General features: G+C 71.6%; 16 protein-coding genes. 6 read left to right on the top strand and 10 right to left on the bottom strand.

The features are described 5' to 3' along the window. Nucleotides 1-48: 48 nt before the first annotated feature. Nucleotides 49-789 (top strand): helix-turn-helix domain-containing protein, encoded by a 741-nt coding sequence (locus ACZ3II_RS10980; protein WP_465517436.1) that lies wholly within the window; start codon nucleotides 49-51, stop codon nucleotides 787-789. Here the strand turns inward: ACZ3II_RS10980 and ACZ3II_RS10975 are convergent. Beyond that, nucleotides 773-2,134, bottom strand: a complete 1,362-nt coding sequence (locus ACZ3II_RS10975) for a gluzincin family metallopeptidase (protein ID WP_465517435.1) — start codon at nucleotides 2,132-2,134, stop codon at nucleotides 773-775. The two genes, ACZ3II_RS10980 and ACZ3II_RS10975, sit on opposite strands and share 17 nt — an antisense overlap. Nucleotides 2,135-2,379: 245 nt before the next feature. Further along, nucleotides 2,380-3,948, bottom strand: a complete 1,569-nt coding sequence (locus tag ACZ3II_RS10970; protein WP_465517434.1) for an ABC-F family ATP-binding cassette domain-containing protein — start codon at nucleotides 3,946-3,948, stop codon at nucleotides 2,380-2,382. Nucleotides 3,949-4,187: 239 nt separating this feature from the next. Here ACZ3II_RS10970 and ACZ3II_RS10965 point away from each other — a divergent pair, with 239 nt between their 5' ends. Then, the gene (locus ACZ3II_RS10965) at nucleotides 4,188-4,901 is read left to right on the top strand and encodes an alpha/beta fold hydrolase (RefSeq protein ID WP_465517433.1); all 714 of its coding nucleotides are present in this window, start codon (nucleotides 4,188-4,190) and stop codon (nucleotides 4,899-4,901) included. A gap of 131 nt (nucleotides 4,902-5,032) precedes the next feature. Here ACZ3II_RS10965 and ACZ3II_RS10960 read toward each other — a convergent pair whose 3' ends face one another. Both ACZ3II_RS10960 and ACZ3II_RS10955 read right to left on the bottom strand, forming a co-directional pair. Next, a complete protein-coding gene (locus tag ACZ3II_RS10960; RefSeq protein WP_465517432.1) occupies nucleotides 5,033-5,740 on the bottom strand; it encodes a hypothetical protein in 708 nt (235 codons plus the stop codon). After that, nucleotides 5,737-6,078 (bottom strand): PadR family transcriptional regulator, encoded by a 342-nt coding sequence (locus ACZ3II_RS10955; RefSeq protein WP_465517431.1) that lies wholly within the window; start codon nucleotides 6,076-6,078, stop codon nucleotides 5,737-5,739. Before ACZ3II_RS10955 ends, ACZ3II_RS10960 begins: the two co-directional genes overlap by 4 nt. 66 nt (nucleotides 6,079-6,144) lie before the next feature. Between ACZ3II_RS10955 and ACZ3II_RS10950 the strand changes: the two genes are divergently transcribed. Beyond that, nucleotides 6,145-6,615, top strand: coding sequence for a hypothetical protein (locus ACZ3II_RS10950; protein WP_465517430.1), 471 nt, complete (start codon nucleotides 6,145-6,147; stop codon nucleotides 6,613-6,615). 4 nt (nucleotides 6,616-6,619) lie between these two features. Here ACZ3II_RS10950 and ACZ3II_RS10945 read toward each other — a convergent pair whose 3' ends face one another. Beyond that, nucleotides 6,620-7,210, bottom strand: a complete 591-nt coding sequence (locus tag ACZ3II_RS10945) for a TetR/AcrR family transcriptional regulator (RefSeq protein ID WP_465517429.1) — start codon at nucleotides 7,208-7,210, stop codon at nucleotides 6,620-6,622. Nucleotides 7,211-7,288: 78 nt separating this feature from the next. Between ACZ3II_RS10945 and ACZ3II_RS10940 the strand changes: the two genes are divergently transcribed. Further along, nucleotides 7,289-7,675: a VOC family protein gene (locus ACZ3II_RS10940; protein WP_465517428.1), complete on the top strand. Its 387-nt coding sequence runs from the start codon at nucleotides 7,289-7,291 to the stop codon at nucleotides 7,673-7,675. Here ACZ3II_RS10940 and ACZ3II_RS10935 read toward each other — a convergent pair. Further along, the gene (locus tag ACZ3II_RS10935; RefSeq protein ID WP_465517427.1) at nucleotides 7,666-8,178 is read right to left on the bottom strand and encodes a hypothetical protein; all 513 of its coding nucleotides are present in this window, start codon (nucleotides 8,176-8,178) and stop codon (nucleotides 7,666-7,668) included. The two genes, ACZ3II_RS10940 and ACZ3II_RS10935, sit on opposite strands and share 10 nt — an antisense overlap. Nucleotides 8,179-8,497: 319 nt before the next feature. On the opposite strand from ACZ3II_RS10935, the gene ACZ3II_RS10930 reads away from it, so the two are divergent. Further along, on the top strand, nucleotides 8,498-9,475 hold the full coding sequence (locus ACZ3II_RS10930; RefSeq protein ID WP_465517426.1) for a 2-dehydropantoate 2-reductase: 978 nt from the start codon (nucleotides 8,498-8,500) through the stop codon (nucleotides 9,473-9,475). 21 nt (nucleotides 9,476-9,496) lie between these two features. Here ACZ3II_RS10930 and ACZ3II_RS10925 read toward each other — a convergent pair whose 3' ends face one another. After that, the gene (locus ACZ3II_RS10925) at nucleotides 9,497-10,702 is read right to left on the bottom strand and encodes a hypothetical protein (protein ID WP_465517425.1); all 1,206 of its coding nucleotides are present in this window, start codon (nucleotides 10,700-10,702) and stop codon (nucleotides 9,497-9,499) included. Nucleotides 10,703-10,704: 2 nt separating this feature from the next. Continuing rightward, on the bottom strand, nucleotides 10,705-11,190 hold the full coding sequence (locus ACZ3II_RS10920; RefSeq protein WP_465517424.1) for a SigE family RNA polymerase sigma factor: 486 nt from the start codon (nucleotides 11,188-11,190) through the stop codon (nucleotides 10,705-10,707). A 60-nt stretch (nucleotides 11,191-11,250) separates the two neighbouring features. On the opposite strand from ACZ3II_RS10920, the gene manD reads away from it, so the two are divergent. Continuing rightward, the gene (gene manD, locus ACZ3II_RS10915; protein ID WP_465517423.1) at nucleotides 11,251-12,459 is read left to right on the top strand and encodes a D-mannonate dehydratase ManD; all 1,209 of its coding nucleotides are present in this window, start codon (nucleotides 11,251-11,253) and stop codon (nucleotides 12,457-12,459) included. Here manD and ACZ3II_RS10910 read toward each other — a convergent pair whose 3' ends face one another. Both ACZ3II_RS10910 and ACZ3II_RS10905 read right to left on the bottom strand, forming a co-directional pair. Beyond that, nucleotides 12,460-13,275 (bottom strand): poly(ethylene terephthalate) hydrolase family protein, encoded by an 816-nt coding sequence (locus ACZ3II_RS10910; protein WP_465517422.1) that lies wholly within the window; start codon nucleotides 13,273-13,275, stop codon nucleotides 12,460-12,462. A 294-nt stretch (nucleotides 13,276-13,569) separates the two neighbouring features. After that, nucleotides 13,570-14,319 (bottom strand): NAD-dependent epimerase/dehydratase family protein, encoded by a 750-nt coding sequence (locus ACZ3II_RS10905; protein WP_465517421.1) that lies wholly within the window; start codon nucleotides 14,317-14,319, stop codon nucleotides 13,570-13,572. Nucleotides 14,320-14,468: the final 149 nt, after the last annotated feature.

Here is a 14,468-nt window from a genome sequence, read left to right as displayed (position 1 = left end):
ATCCTCGGGACCGCCCGGGGTGTCGCGCTTCCGATAACCTGCCGCATGATGCCGGAAATCCGCCACGTCGCCGTCGCCCCGACCCGGGCCCAGCCGTTGCCGCCCGGCGCCGTCATCACCCCGCACCGCCACGACGACCATCAGATCGTGCACGCCGCCCGGGGCGTGCTCACCGTGGAGACCGACGCGGGCACCTGGGTGGCCCCGCCGACCCGGGCGATCTGGATCCCGGCCGGCACGGTGCACGCCCACCGCGCGCACGGCCACGCCGAGTTGCGGCTGGTCGGGATCCCGGGGCCGGCCGTGTTCGCGGACCCGACGGTCCTGAACGTGGGCCCGCTGCTGCGCGAGCTGATCCTGGAGTACACCCGGGAGCCGGCCGCGGACCGGGCGGTCCGGGACCGGATGTTCGCGGTGCTGATCGACCAGCTCCGGGCGGCGCCGCAGCAGCCGCTGCACCTGCCCACGCCGGCCGACCCGAGACTGGTGGCGCTGTGCGCGATCCTGCGCGCGGACCCGTCCGACGAGCGGACGCTGGCGCAGCTGGGCCGTCAGGTCGGGGCCGGGGATCGTACCCTCAGCCGGCTCTTCCGCTCGGACCTGAGGATGAGCTTCCCGCAGTGGCGGACCCAGCTGAGGTTGCACCACGCCCTGCTGTTGCTCGCCGACGGCGAGGCGGTGACCGTGGTGGCGCGCCGGTGCGGGTGGGCGTCCGCGAGCGCGTTCATCGACGTGTTCCGTCGCGCGTTCGGGCACCCACCCGGCCGGGTCTTCAGGAGCGGACGATGAGGCGTGCGCCGTTGGCCCGGGGCGCCGGGATCATGTAGTCGCGGCGGGCCTCGTCGGTGTACGTCGGGCCCTTACCGGCGGTGAAACCGCAGTTCATGATGGTGTGCTGGCGCACCAGCATCGACGTCGGCACCGGTGCGATCTCCCGCCAGGCGAAGCACTCGCGGATGATCTGCGCGTTCGCGCCGCCGGTCAGCTCCCGGTCGGCGTCCAGGATCGCCCGCAGGATGCCGTGGTAGGTCAGGAAGTCCGCCGAGATGGCGCTGTAGGTGACCGCCAGGAGCCGGCCCAGGTAGTCGCGCGCCATTAGCAGCGACTCCTTGAACGCCGCCTCGTTGCCGGTGTACGCGGCGGTGAAGTCCTCCTGGATCTGGCGCAGGTCGGCCTCGTTGCCGGGCAGGTGCGTGGACCGGTTGCGCAGATCCTCGGTGATCAGTTTCCGTTCGACCAGGTCCTGCTGGAACACCTCGACCATGGTGTCGAAGATCGCGCCGGTCAGCGGCAGCGACCGCTCGTGCGGCTCGTCGCCGACGTCGGACATGCGCCGCGAGTTCAGCGCGACCCGGATCTCCCGGCTGTTCGACAGCTCACCCACCCGGTCCAGGCCGTTGACGGTGAGCAGGTTGCCCTTGGTGAAGTCGAGCAGCTGGTCGACGAGCGAATGGAAGTGCAGCGACGCCACGATCGCGACCAGGTCGCCGGCCGACTCGTGCATGCCGCCGTAGTCGATGCCCTCGTCGAACGGGCTGGCCGGCACCCCCACCTCGGCGAAGATGATGCTGTGGCCGAGTTCGTGGGCGAGCACGTCGAAGTTCTCGCAGAACGGCCGCTCGTGGTCGATCGTGCCGTTCTCCTTGCGGCCGAACCCGAATTCCAGGAATCCGTAACCGGATTGCGCGTTGTCCCATTCGATCAACGGGATCAGTTCGAGGCGGGCGAAATCAGACTCGAAATGCCATTGGATGGTACGCCCGAAGTAGTCCTCCCAGATGTCCAGGACCCGGCGCACGGTCGCGTACATCGTGGCCGCGCTGAATTCCCGGCTCGCCGGATCGAGGTGATCGAAATGGCCGTTCTCGGCCGGCCGGACCGGTGGCCGTGCCGAGCCCCGGAACGGTGGCCGGAAGAAGCTGTTGTAGGGCTGCTTGCCGATCGCGTCGACCACGAACATCCGGTCGTCGGCGGGTCCGGGCTGCATGGCGGCCGGTTCGACGGACACCACCACGACCTCGGGCTCGGGGAAGAGCGGTTCGTTGGTGCCTTCCTTGGTCAGGAAGCGGGGTTGCGGGAAGATCCGGAATTTCGTGCCGGACTCCGCGAGTCGACGATCCAGTTCCACGGACATGGTGAGCCTCCGGCCGCCGTTGGATTTGTCAGAACTCCAATGGATGCCTCGTGAATGCCGAAGTCAACGCAGGTGTCCAAGAACCATCCGAAAGACGCCGGGGCACAATGATCGGCACCGATCGGCCGGATGATCGGTGCGCGCAGGACCCGGCGGGGCGGGGCAGTGTCTTCGCCCGCCGGATCCTGCGCCGGCGCCAACCGTACAAAAAGGCCGTCCACCCCTGTGGGTGAAAGAACGGTCGCCTATCCGACGGCGGTCAGGGCGCCGTCCGCCAGATGCAGGCGCCGGGTGACCCCGATCTCGGCGAGGAACCGCTCGTCGTGGCTGACCACCACGAACGCCCCCTGGTAGGCGGTCAGCGCGCTCTCCAGCTGGCCCACGCTCACCAGGTCCAGGTTGTTCGTCGGCTCGTCCAGCAGGAGCAGGTGCGGGGCGGGCTCGGCGAACAGGATGCAGGCCAGGGTGGCGCGCAGCCGCTCGCCGCCGGAGAGCACCGACACCGGCAGGTGCGCGCGGGCGCCCCGGAACAGGAACCGGGCCAGCAGGTTCATCCGCTCCGCGTCGGGCAGGTTCGGGGCGAAGGCGGCCAGGTTCGCAGCGACCGTGCGGTCGCCGTCGAGCAGGTCGAGACGCTGCGAGAGGTACGCCGTACCCGGCGCTTCGCTGACCATCCGGAGCAGGGTGGACTTGCCGGCGCCGTTCGGGCCGGTCAGCGCGATCCGCTCGGGACCGCGGATGATCAGTTCCAGCCCGCCGTCCCGGAACAGGTCCCGGGCCTGCAGGTGCTCGCCGTGGAAGACGGTGCGGCCGGCCGGGACGTGCGTGCCGGGCAGGTCCAGGACGATCCGGTCGTCCTGTTTGGCGGCCCAGCTCGCCTGGTCGTACCGCGCCTGCGCCTGACCGACCCGGTCCCCGTGCACGTCGGCGGACCGGGCCGCGGACACCTCGGCGCCGCGTTTGTGGTTGCCGGCGTGCAGCCGGGACAGGCCGGCGCTGGCCAGGTTGCGTGTCGCGTTCGACGAGCGGCGGGCGGCCCGTTCCTTCGCCTGCTGGGCCTCCCGTTTCTGCCGTTTGAGGTCCTGCTCGGCGTTGCGCAGCTGCCGGTCCAGGGTGCCGCGCTCGGCGGCGACCGCCTCCTCGTAGGCGGTGAAGTTACCGCCGTACCAGGTCACGTCGCCGCCGGGATCGAGGGCGGCGATCCGGTCCATCTCGTCCAGCAGCTCCCGGTCGTGGCTGACCACCAGCAGGGTGCCGGTCCAGGAGCGGACCACCCCGATCAGCCGCTCCCGGGCGTCCCGGTCGAGGTTGTTGGTGGGCTCGTCGAGCAGCAGCACGTCCGGGCGTTTCAGCAGCTCGGCGGCGAGCCCGAGGGAGATCGCCTGACCGCCGCTGAGGGTGCCGAGCCGGCGGTCCAGGGTGACGTCGCCGAGACCGAGCCGGTCCAGTTCGGCGCGGCTGCGCTCCTCCACGTCCCAGTCGTTGCCGACAGCAGCGAAATGCTCCTCGGCGGCGTCGCCGGACTCGATGGCGTGCAGGGCGGCGATCACCGGGGCGATGCCGAGGACCTCGGCGACGGTCAGATCGGCGGTGAGCGGCAGGTGCTGCGGCAGGTAGCCGAGCGTGCCGCGGACGGTGACCGCCCCGCCGGTGGGGGTGAGCTCACCGGCGATCAGTTTCAGCAGGGTGGACTTGCCGGCGCCGTTGACGGCGACCAGCCCGGTGCGGCCCTCCGGCACGGTCAATGACAGGCAGTCGAAGACGGGGGTTTCATCGGGCCACGAGAACGACAGCTCGGAAACGGAAAAGGACATGGAGACCCCACAGCAAGATCGGAGTTTCAGGGCACGACGAAGGCAGCCACCACGCGGGCGGCCGGGGCGGGGTCCTCACCCTGCGATGTCGTCGTCCCCTGCCATGTCTCTCTCCTGATCTCCACGGCTGCGGGCAACGATAACCCACCCGCCACCGATTGATGCACTCGTTTGTCACTGATAGCCAACATCGCCGCCGTAGCCTCCCGCACTGTCGGAAACACCCACGGGAGGTAGTCATGTCCAAACCGGTCGTCGTCCTGGTGCACGGCGCGTTCGCCGAGTCCGCGAGCTGGAACGGTGTCGCCACGCTGCTGGCCGAGGCGGGCGTCAGCACGCTCGCGGTGGCGAACCCGCTGCGCAGCCTCTCCGGCGACGCCGCCTATGTCCGGGATGTGGTCGCCTCGCTGAACGCCCCGGTGATCCTGGCCGGGCACTCCTACGGCGGTCAGGTCATCACCCAGGCGGCCGCCGGGAACGACGCGGTGAAGGCGCTCGTCTACGTCGCCGCGTTCACCCCGGAGGCGGGCGAGAGCGCCCTGCAGCTGTCCGGCAAGTTCGAGGGCAGCACGCTCGGCGGCGCTGTCGTCCCGCGCACCCTGACCGGCGGCGGCGTCGAGCTGTCGATCGACCAGGACAAGTTCGCGCAGCAGTTCGCGGCGGACGTCGACCCGGCCACCGCCGCGCTGATGGCCGTCACCCAGCGCCCGGTCACCGAGGCCGCGCTGACCGAGGGCCTGGCCGAGGGTGAGCCCGCGTGGCGCACCGTGCCGAGCTTCTTCGTCTGGGGCAGCGCCGACCGCAACATCCCGGCCGAGGCGATGGCGTTCATGGCCGACCGGGCCGCCGGCCGGATCCAGCGCGAGATCGAGGGGGCCGGTCACGCCCTGCCGGTCTCCCAGCCCGCCGCGGTCACCGAGACGATCCTGGCGGCCGTCGCGGCCCTCGGCTGACCACCGCCGCCCGTGGGCGGCCCGGACCCGCGCGAACGGTCCCGGGCCGCCCACGGCTCGTCTCCCTGGCACGTCATCGCCGGTCACCGCCCGCGCGGCGGCACCGGTCACGGCCCGCGCGGCGTCGCCGGTCATGGCAGGAAGGCCGCGACGAGGACGGCCACGAGCAGGGTGAGCGGTGGCAGCCAGCGGACCATGAAGACGACCCAGCGCGGCGTGCGGAACGGCTCGGCCCCGGTGCGGGGATCGACGATCCGGTCGGCGGTGACGATCCGCTGCGAGACGACCGGCCACCACGCCGCCGCCAGCAGGAGCAGGCCGCCGAGCAGCAGCGCCCAGGCGGGCGGGTGCGCCAGCGGATCACGCCAGAGCACGCCAGGCACGATGACGCCCAGGATCCCGGCCGCGGCGACGGCTCGCCAGGCCCACACCCTCCGGAACAGCGCCGGAGTGAGCAGGACCGCCGCCAGCAGCGGAATCGTCACGGCAGCGGCGGCGACACAGACGACCTCGCCGGTGGTGATCACGCCCGGGTCGCCGTGCACGACGGCGTCCACCCCGTTCATCACCCCGAACATGCCGGCCAGAGTGGCGGCGCCCCGCACGGCGTGCCACCCCCACCGGCGCGGGACAGGCTCGGCCGGCGCGTGCACGGCGATCAGGGACGCCGCGTAGACCACCGGGTCACCGAACGCCTCCTCCGGCGTCTGCCCGCTGTCGGCGCAGAACGAATCCACCTCGGCGAGCGCCTCGCCGATGCGGCTGCCCGGCACGTCGCGCAACCGCAGCTCGGCGATCAGCGCGTCCCGCCACGGGTCCATCAGGTGCTGAGGAATCATGAACTCTCCCGGGTGGTGAGTAACTGCCGTGTGACTCCCACGAACCGCTCCCACTGCTCGAACCGGCTGACCATCTCGTCGTGCCCGGCGTCGGTGAGAGCGAAGTATTTCCGGCCCGGACCGGCCTCACCGGCCCGCCAGGACGAGGCGACCAGGCCCTCCTGCTCCAGTCGGGCGAGCAGCGGATAGAGGGTGCCGCCCTTGACGACCCCGAGCCCGGCCTCCTGCAGCCGCTGACTGATCGCATAGCCATATGTCGGCCCGTCGGCGAGCACTCCCAGCACACACATGCCGAGTGCCCCCCGGAGCCAGTCGCCCGGCCATCGCGTCTCCTCCATGACTAGATGGTATGCCTACCTAGTTAGGCAGACAATCTAGTTGCCCACGGTTGGCACAATGCGGCGATGAGCTGGTCGATGTACGTGATCGCGCTGCACACCGGCATGCGCGAGTTCACCGACGAGGCGTCGTACACGCGAGGGCTCCCGGCGGGGCCGATACCCGAGCACCCGCTGCCCACCGTCGCCGAGGTGCTGGCCGCGTTCCGGCGGGCGGGCTGTCACGGCACGGCCTGGTTCCGGCTGAGCGACGCCGACCCGGCCGCCCACCTGCCGGAGTGCCCGGCGCCCAGCGAATGCGCCGGAGGTCTCGACCTGGGCGAGGTCACCATCCACGCCGGTGAGCTCGTCGATCTCGGGACGCCGGTGGATCACGTCGCGTTCCGGAAACCGCACCCCGCCGCCGTCCTCGCGGCGGTGCAGGCCCTGGCCGAGACCGCCGGACCGCAACTGGTCCTCGACGACTCGTGCGGCGACCTCTTCGCCGTCCACCCCGGCGAGAGCGCCGACATCCTGCGCGCGGGGTGGCCGTGGTGACCCGTCAGACGCCGAGCACCCGCAGGAACGCGCCGGTCAGATGCTCGGCGGCGTCCTCGACGGTCCAGCCGAGGGTGCCGGTCAGGTCGACGACCACCCGCTCGTCGAAGATCGTCAGCCACATCAGGACCGCGAACCGCACGTCCTGCGCCGGCGCCGCGCCGCTCCCGATCGCCGCCTCGACGAACCGGTCCAGGCGCTGGTAAAGGCCACCGACGAACGGATCACCCCGCCGGGCCAGCACCCCGCGCGGCGAGCGGATGTGCACGGCTGCCGCACCCCAGCGGGACGCCCGCGCCACCCACTCCCGGCACACCGCCCGGATGTCCGCGATCGGATCGCCGCCGGCCGGCAACCGGTCGAAGGCCTCCATCAGCTCGACGGCCAGCTCACCGAAGAACGCGTCGACCGCGCTCGCGGTGTCGGAGAAGTTGCGGTATGCGGTCGCCGTCGAGATCCCGGCCAGCTCCGCCGCCTCCGCCAGCGAGAACCCGGTCCCGCGCTCGGCCAGCAACTCCCCCACCGCGGCCAGCAGCGCCGCCCGCCGCAGCCGCGCGTCCCCGCGCCGCTGTCGCTGTCCCGCCTCCGCCGACATCCTGCGATCCTAGAGACCCGATGAGTTCCGGGCGCCCGGCCGGTCTACCGGGAAAGCCGACCGGCCGAAAGGATCGCCGTGCCCACCGTGCAAGCCATCATCAGCACCCCGCACATCGACCGTCAGATCGCCTTCTACCAGCAGCTTCTCGGCGCTGTCGAGACGAACCGCCACCCCGCCGAGGGGCCGCTCTTCTTCGTCGGCCTGCGGCTGGGCGACTCCGAGTTCGGGATCGTCAGCAACGCCGAGACGGACGTGTCCCGCCCGTCGCGGACGCTGTTGAGCATCGAGGTCGGCGACGTCGACGCGCTGCTGCCACGGGTGGAGGCCGCGGGCGGGCGGCTGCTCGGCCCGCCGAACGACATGCCGTGGGGTCAGCGGGTAGCGCACGTCCACGACCCGGACGGCAACATGGTCAACCTGACCGGCCCCGTCCTGGCGCGTGAGCCGTCCGCTCAGCAGTAACCGGACGGGCACTCGCCGCTGGCGAGCAGCTGGTACTGCCGGCAGGTGGGGCAGATCGCCGGCTCGGGACGCGGCGCGGGCTTGACCTTCGCCGGGGCGGCGGCCTTGCGGGCGGACGGGGTCCGGGTGGCCGTGGCCCGGGCGGCGGCGGGCTGGCGGGGCGCGGCCTGCGTCTCGACCGCTTTCACCGCGGCGTCGAGCAGGGCGTCGTAGTTGACGTCGATCCAGTCGGCGTCGAGGGAGACGAGGCCGGCCGGGTCGTCGGGGTCCTTCAGGTAGGAGCCCTCCACCGACTCGAGGAAGACAGCCGCGCTCTCCCGGTCGAGGGCGACGTCGACGCCGCCGGGGTGGATGTGGACCGCGATCCGGCTGGCGCCCTTGGGACGGACCTGGAGCGTCCGCCCGAAGGGCTTGACGTCCACGTTCGTCCGGCCGCGAAGCTCCAGCAGCAGGCGGGCGACTGCCGGGGCAGCCCCGATCGGATCAGGTTCGTAGGTGTCCATCAAACCTCCGCTCCAACGGCGAACAGGGATACTCCGCACGGATCGGCGTGGATCGCGCCGGCCGGGCGGACGCCGTGCGTCGAGCAAGGCACCCGACGACGATACCGCCCGTGGGGACGGCACCGGACATCACCGCCGTCTCCCGGTGCTCAACGAGGCGGGTGAGCGGTCGGCACGCTGGTGGCGGGGACGGATGCGGCGTACGGCGTACCGGAAATGTGATCGGCGCCGCTTTCTCCGCCGTGTAACGAAGGCGAAAAAGATCTCCCGGAGACTGGGAAGTGAGAAAACATTCTCAGTTACTTCGGGAGGCTGGTTCATGTCCACAAGACGGACCCGCGTCGCGGTGATCGGAGCCGGCGCGGTCGGTACGGTCGTCGCCGCGGCTGCGGTGGATGCCGGGCACGACGTGGTGGTCTGCGCGCGGCGGCGGCTGGAGCGGCTGGTCGTCGAGCGGGCCGGCAGCGTGCGCGAGCTGGACGTCCCGGTGCTGGTCGACCCGGCCGAGGCGACCGAGGCCGACTGGGTGCTGCTGGCCACCAAGGCGCAGGACGCGGGTGGCGCGGCGGCCTGGTTCGGGCCGTTGATCGGGCCGAACACGACGGTCGTGGTGCTGCAGAACGGTGTGGATCACGCCGAGCGGATCGGGCCGCTGGTGCCGCGCGGGACCCGGGTGCTGCCGGCGCTGGTCTATGTGGCGGCGGAGTCGCTGGGGCCGGGGCACACGCTGCACCGGATGGGCGCGCGGATCACGGTGCCGGGCGCGCCGGGGACGGCCTCCGACGGGATGCGGGCGACGTTCGACTCGCCGGTCCCCGGGTCGGCGGTGCGGGCCAACGCGACGGCGACGGATCCGGCGGAGCGTTTCGCGGCGCTGCTGGACGGGTCGTGGCTGCATGTCGAGCGGGTCGCCGACTTCCCGACGGCGGCGTGGCGCAAGCTGCTCACCAACGTGGGCGCCAACCCGGTGACGTCGCTGACCATGAAGCGGATGTCCGTGATTCAGCATGACCCAGCGGTTCGGGAGCTGACGAAGGCGCTGCTGGACGAGGCGATCGCGGTCGGCAAGGCAGCGGGTGCGCGGCTCACCGAGGCCGATGTCGAGCACACGCTGGAGATCTACGACGGGTTCGCCGGAGACGACGGGACGTCGATGCTGTACGACCGGCTCGCCGGGCGGGCCACCGAGCACGAGCTGATCACCGGCGCGGTGGTGCGCCTGGGTGAGCGGCACGGCGTACCGGTGCCGCTCAACCGGGCGATCCTCGCGCTGATGCACGGCGTCAACCACAAGTGACCTCCGCGGCGCCGGCCCGCGTCACCGCACCCGCACGGAGAGGGTCGCGTCGATCGGGCCGGCGGTGATCAGGACGACCTCGCCGGTCTCGATGTTCCAGCTGATCAGGCCCTCCAGGTCGGTCCGGGCGAGGACGGTCCGCTCGTCGATCCAGTCGAGGACCGCGCAGCAGGCCTTGCTCCGGGTACGGGTGGTGTCGCCGAGGTCGAGGATCCGGTCCACCGAGCCGTCCCGGGTGTCCACCACCGCCAGCATCTCGGCGCCCTCCATGCTGCCGCCGTTCGGGCCGTCCAGCGGCCGGTTGCCCCAGCCGAACGCCGCGACACGGCCGGTCCCGTCGGGCGCCGCGGCGCCGTACCACTCGTTGAGCCGGAAACCCGGCGGCAGACCGCTCTCCGCCAGCGGAACCTCTCGCAGCGCCGTCGCCGCACCCGCCCGCCAGACCCGCACTGTGCGCTCGCCGGTCAGTTCCGGCAGCTCACCGGCGGGGACGTCGGTGCCCAGGCCGTTCCAGGCCGAGACGCCGGCCGGCTCCGGCGTGACGGCAGCGCTCCGCCAGTCGACCCGGACCACCCCGGGACCGCCCGCACCCACCAGCACGGTGCCGTCGCCCCACCACATGACCTGCTCGTTCAGGCCGGGAACGGGGATCCGGACCGCCTTCGCCGTGGTCAGGTCGATCACGACGAGGGCCTGTGGCTGCGGAAGGGCGACGCGGCGCCGGTCCGGGGAGAGGGAGGCGGCGCGCAGCGGGTCCGCCGCGTTCCCCCCTCCGTCATGGGTACGGACCAGGTCGCCGACATCGACCCGGATCCACCGTCCCGCCGTGTCGAGCACGTGCAGCGGCCGCATCTCCCCGTCGTAGTTCTTCTCCTGGGCGACCGCGACCGCCTCGGTCACCGGGTTCGCCGAGAGCACCGGCGCGCCGGCCGGGATGTCCCAGGTCCCGGGCAGCCCGGCGACGGTCTGCCGGGCGAGCCGGCCCGGCAGCGGGTGGACGGGGCCCGTGGAGATCGACGGCGTGACGACCGGGATGGTCCGTTCCGGGCGCTGCTGGAGGATCACCACCGGGGTGATCGCTGCCACCAGCACGGCGGCCGCGGCGGCCGTGATCCGCCGGCGACGGCGTACCCTGCCCGCTTTCGCCCAGGCCGACGCGGCGAACTGCGGCGGGGTGACGTCCGCCGAGGTCTGCTCGAGGAGCTCGGTGAGCCGGTTGGTTCCCATCGTCAGCCCTTTCCCGCCATCTCGCCGAGTTCCGGGGCGAGTTCCCGTAGCTTCCGCAGGCCCGCGCTGGCCTGGCTCTTCACCGTCCCGACGGTGACGCCGAGGATCTCCGCGGTGCGCGCCTCGGTGAGGTCGTCGAAGTAGCGCAGCACCAGCACCGCCCGCTGCCGGGGTGGCAGCCGCCGCAGCGCCGCCTCGAACACCAGGCGGTTCGGCACGTCGTCGGCGCCGCCCGGGCGTTCCGGGGGCGCGTCCCGCAGGTCCTCCCGGCGGAACCGGCGCCACCATGAGATCGCGTCCCGGTACACGACGGTGCGCAGGAACGCCTCCGGGTCGCCCTCGCGGACCCGGTCCCACCGGAGGGCGAGTTTGACCAGCGCGCCCTGCAACAGGTCCTCGGCGAGGTGATGGTCGCCGCAGACCAGGTACGCCGACCGCAGCAGCCGATGCTGGCGGGCCTCGACGAAGGCAGCGAACTCGATATCCACATCACTCCAACGCCCGGGACCCCCTGGATGGTTGGGCCGCGCCCCGACAAAGATGACAGCATGAGAATCGTCGATGCCCGGGTGATCGTCACGTGCCCCGACCGCAACTTCGTCACCCTCAAGATCGTCACTGAGGACGGGGTCAGCGGGATCGGGGACGCCACGCTCAACGGGCGGGAGCTCGCCGTCGCCTCCTACCTGACCGATCATGTGGTGCCCGCGCTGATCGGGCGGGACGCGTCCCGGATCGAGGACACCTGGCAGTACCTGTACCGGGGGGCGTACTGGCGGCGCGGGCCGGTGACGATGACGGCGATCGCGGCGGTGGACACCGCGCTGTGGGACATCAAGGGCAAGGTGGCGGGGCTGCCGGTGTATCAGCTGCTCGGCGGGCGGTCCCGGGACGGCGTGACCGTTTACGGCCACGCCAACGCGCCTGACATCGACGCCGTTCTGACCGAGATCGCGGCGTACGTGGAACTGGGGTACCAGGCGGTTCGCGTGCAGACCGGCATTCCGGGGCTGGAGAGCACGTACGGCGTCAGCAAGGACAAGTTGTTCTACGAGCCGGCCGACGCGGCGATCCCGACCGAGAACGTCTGGTCCACCGCCCACTACCTCGACCACGTGCCGCGGGTGTTCGCGCGGGTCCGGGAGGAGTTCGGGCCGACCCTGAAACTGCTGCACGACGTGCACCACCGGCTCACCCCGATCGAGGCGGGGCGGCTCGGCAAGAGCCTGGAGCCGTACCACCTGACCTGGATCGAGGACCCGGTGCCGGCCGAACTGCAGGAGGGTTTCCGGCTGATCCGGCAGCACACGACGACGCCGATCGCGGTCGGTGAGGTGTTCAGCTCGGTCTGGGACTGCCAGCAGCTGATCACCGAGCAGCTCATCGACTACATCAGGACGACCGTCGTGCACGCCGGCGGCATCACCCACCTGCGGCGGATCTTCGACCTGGCCAGTCTCTACCACGTGCGCAGCGGCTCGCACGGCGCGACCGACCTCTCCCCCGTCTGCATGGCGGCGGCGCTGCACGTCGATCTGGCGATCCCGAACTTCGGGCTGCAGGAGTACATGCGCCACACCGAGGCCACCGATGCGGTGTTCCCGCACGGGTACACCTTCGCCGACGGGTATCTGCACCCGTCGGAGGAGCCGGGGCTCGGGGTGGACATCGACGAGGAACTGGCGGCGCGGTACCCGTACCGCGCCGCCTCCCTGCCCGTGAACCGCCTGACGGACGGCTCCATGCACAACTGGTGACTACGTCAGGTTCTTGCTGGTGACGGTCCACTGCCCGGTCGAGCCCAGGCCCAGGATCACCGACCGGGCAGTCGGGTCACCCTTGAGCTGCCACTTCAGCCAGGCGGCGCCGACACGGCCGTACTCGCCCCCGTTGACCTGCGCGAACGTGCCGTAATGACCGACCGGCAGGTGGGCGAGGTAGGCCGGCAGGCCGGCGGGCAGGCGCCCGTAGTCGTCGACCGCGTTCGGGTACGCGATGTCGTCCGGCCCGCCGGTGATGTAGGCGACCGGGGCGTGCAGCCGCGCGAGCCGGACGTTCTCCCGGTCGGTGAGCAGCCCGCTGTTCCAGAACACGGTGGTGTCGACGCGGGCGTCCGCACTCGCTTCCAGGGCTTCCAGGCCGCCGCACGACTGGCCCATCACGGCGACCTTGCCGGTGTCGATGCGCCCGCGGTACTTGCTGCCGGCCCGGGAGTTCTCCGCGACCGCCCAGTCGATGGCGTCGGTCAGCATGCCGGCGTCGGTGCTGCCGGTGCCGCCGGGCCTGCCGTTCGCGACGACCAGGAACCCGTGCGAGGCGAACTCCTTGAGGATGTTCTCGAACCAGGTGCCGTCGGCGCGGCAGGCGCCGTTGCCCCAGACCACGATCGGCAGGGCGAGCCCGGCAGGGAGGATGGAGGGGCGGTAGATCGTGTGGTTGTAGAGGCGGATCGTGGTCTCGTAGTCGGCGGGGTACGGCCCGGAGCCGCCGGGCGCCGCCTGCGCGGCGCCGGGTTGCACACCGATCGCCACCAGGGCGGCGACCAGCGCCGTCATGAGGATTCGGTTCCGCATGGGATTGCTCCCTTCTCGTCGTCTTCCCGTGGGGGACGGGCTTCCGACGATGCCGGACCATCGACCCTCATGGATCGGCGAAATCGCCTGCGCGGCGGTACGGTGTGCGGCTCTCACCCGGCTACTGCCGCTTCCCCCCAACCCGCACCCCGATTCCTACAGCTCCGCCTCCCTGACCTGCACCCCGAGTCGGGCAACCCCGGCTCGCCGGCCTGCACCCCGATTCATGCGGCTCTGGCTCGCCAGCCCGCACCTCGGCTCAAGCAGCCCCGCCCGCCGGCCTGCGCCCCTGATTCATCGCGAACCGAGATGGGTCCCGGTCATCCTCCCGCCTACCAGGCGATTGTCCAGGCCGGCCGGGTCAGGTTCGCCCACCTCGGCCGCCCACGGCTCGGCGTCGTCGAGCGGGTGATAACCGATCTCCCGGCCACCCGCCGCCGACCACCAGCGGCGAGTGTTGGCGGAGACACCCCACACCAGCCGCCAGCCGGTCGCCGTCAGTGACGCCTCCACCAGCCGTGCCGCGTCGTCCGGCGACAGCCACGTCGACAGGTCGCGGGGCGTCGCCGGCTGCTCGGCGCACTTGCCGATCCGAAGACAGATCACGTGCAGGCCGTACCGGTCGTGGTAGAGCCGTCCCAGCGACTCGACGGCCGCCTTGCTCCAGCCGTAGTAGGTGTCCGGCCGCGCCGCGACGTCATCGGGCAGACCGCCCGGCCCGGCCAGATTCCGCGACTGCAGGCCGGCGGCGTGATTACTGGAAGCGATGATCACTCGCGGAACCCCTGCGCGGTACGCCGCTTCGAGAACCCGCTCGGTGCCGCGTACGTTGACCGCCAGCAACTCCTCGAACGCCGCCTCCCCGGCTATCCCGCCGAGATGCAGGATCGCGTCGGCCCCACGGGCGGCCCGCTCGACCGCCGGCCCGTCGGTGACGTCCAGTGCCGCCACCCCGTCATCGCCGTGCAGATCGGTGAGACGCAGCTCGTGATGCTCGAGACGTTTGCGCAGCATCCGCCCGATCCGCCCGGAGGCGCCCGTCATCAAAATCACCGCCATACTTCCCGACCTGCCCATTCACCGCCGAATCACACCTGACAACCCTTCCCGACGCTCACTCTCACCCCCACTCACGCCGCCCGGCTCCGAACGCTCAAGCCTCCCTCGCGCCGTCCGGCTCCGAACGCTCAGAC

This window comes from Actinoplanes sp. NPDC019969 (assembly GCF_055562375.1).
The sequence above is the reverse complement of the archived record's forward strand: the minus strand, read 5'-3'. Positions and strand labels throughout refer to the sequence as shown.

Bases quoted from the DNA above. Each gene is read 5' to 3' on its own strand.
- manD (WP_465517423.1), top strand. From the start codon at position 11,251: ATGAGAATCGTCGATGCCCGGGTGATCGTCACGTGCCCCGACCGCAAC.
- ACZ3II_RS10970 (WP_465517434.1), bottom strand. From the start codon at position 3,948: ATGTCCTTTTCCGTTTCCGAGCTGTCGTTCTCGTGGCCCGATGAAACC.
- ACZ3II_RS10935 (WP_465517427.1), bottom strand. From the start codon at position 8,178: ATGGACACCTACGAACCTGATCCGATCGGGGCTGCCCCGGCAGTCGCC.
- ACZ3II_RS10965 (WP_465517433.1), top strand. From the start codon at position 4,188: ATGTCCAAACCGGTCGTCGTCCTGGTGCACGGCGCGTTCGCCGAGTCC.
- ACZ3II_RS10980 (WP_465517436.1), top strand. From the start codon at position 49: ATGCCGGAAATCCGCCACGTCGCCGTCGCCCCGACCCGGGCCCAGCCG.
- ACZ3II_RS10955 (WP_465517431.1), bottom strand. From the start codon at position 6,078: ATGGAGGAGACGCGATGGCCGGGCGACTGGCTCCGGGGGGCACTCGGC.
- ACZ3II_RS10945 (WP_465517429.1), bottom strand. From the start codon at position 7,210: ATGTCGGCGGAGGCGGGACAGCGACAGCGGCGCGGGGACGCGCGGCTG.
- ACZ3II_RS10925 (WP_465517425.1), bottom strand. From the start codon at position 10,702: ATGGGAACCAACCGGCTCACCGAGCTCCTCGAGCAGACCTCGGCGGAC.
- ACZ3II_RS10950 (WP_465517430.1), top strand. From the start codon at position 6,145: ATGAGCTGGTCGATGTACGTGATCGCGCTGCACACCGGCATGCGCGAG.
- ACZ3II_RS10910 (WP_465517422.1), bottom strand. From the start codon at position 13,275: ATGCGGAACCGAATCCTCATGACGGCGCTGGTCGCCGCCCTGGTGGCG.
- ACZ3II_RS10960 (WP_465517432.1), bottom strand. From the start codon at position 5,740: ATGATTCCTCAGCACCTGATGGACCCGTGGCGGGACGCGCTGATCGCC.
- ACZ3II_RS10905 (WP_465517421.1), bottom strand. From the start codon at position 14,319: ATGACGGGCGCCTCCGGGCGGATCGGGCGGATGCTGCGCAAACGTCTC.
- ACZ3II_RS10975 (WP_465517435.1), bottom strand. From the start codon at position 2,134: ATGTCCGTGGAACTGGATCGTCGACTCGCGGAGTCCGGCACGAAATTC.
- ACZ3II_RS10930 (WP_465517426.1), top strand. From the start codon at position 8,498: ATGTCCACAAGACGGACCCGCGTCGCGGTGATCGGAGCCGGCGCGGTC.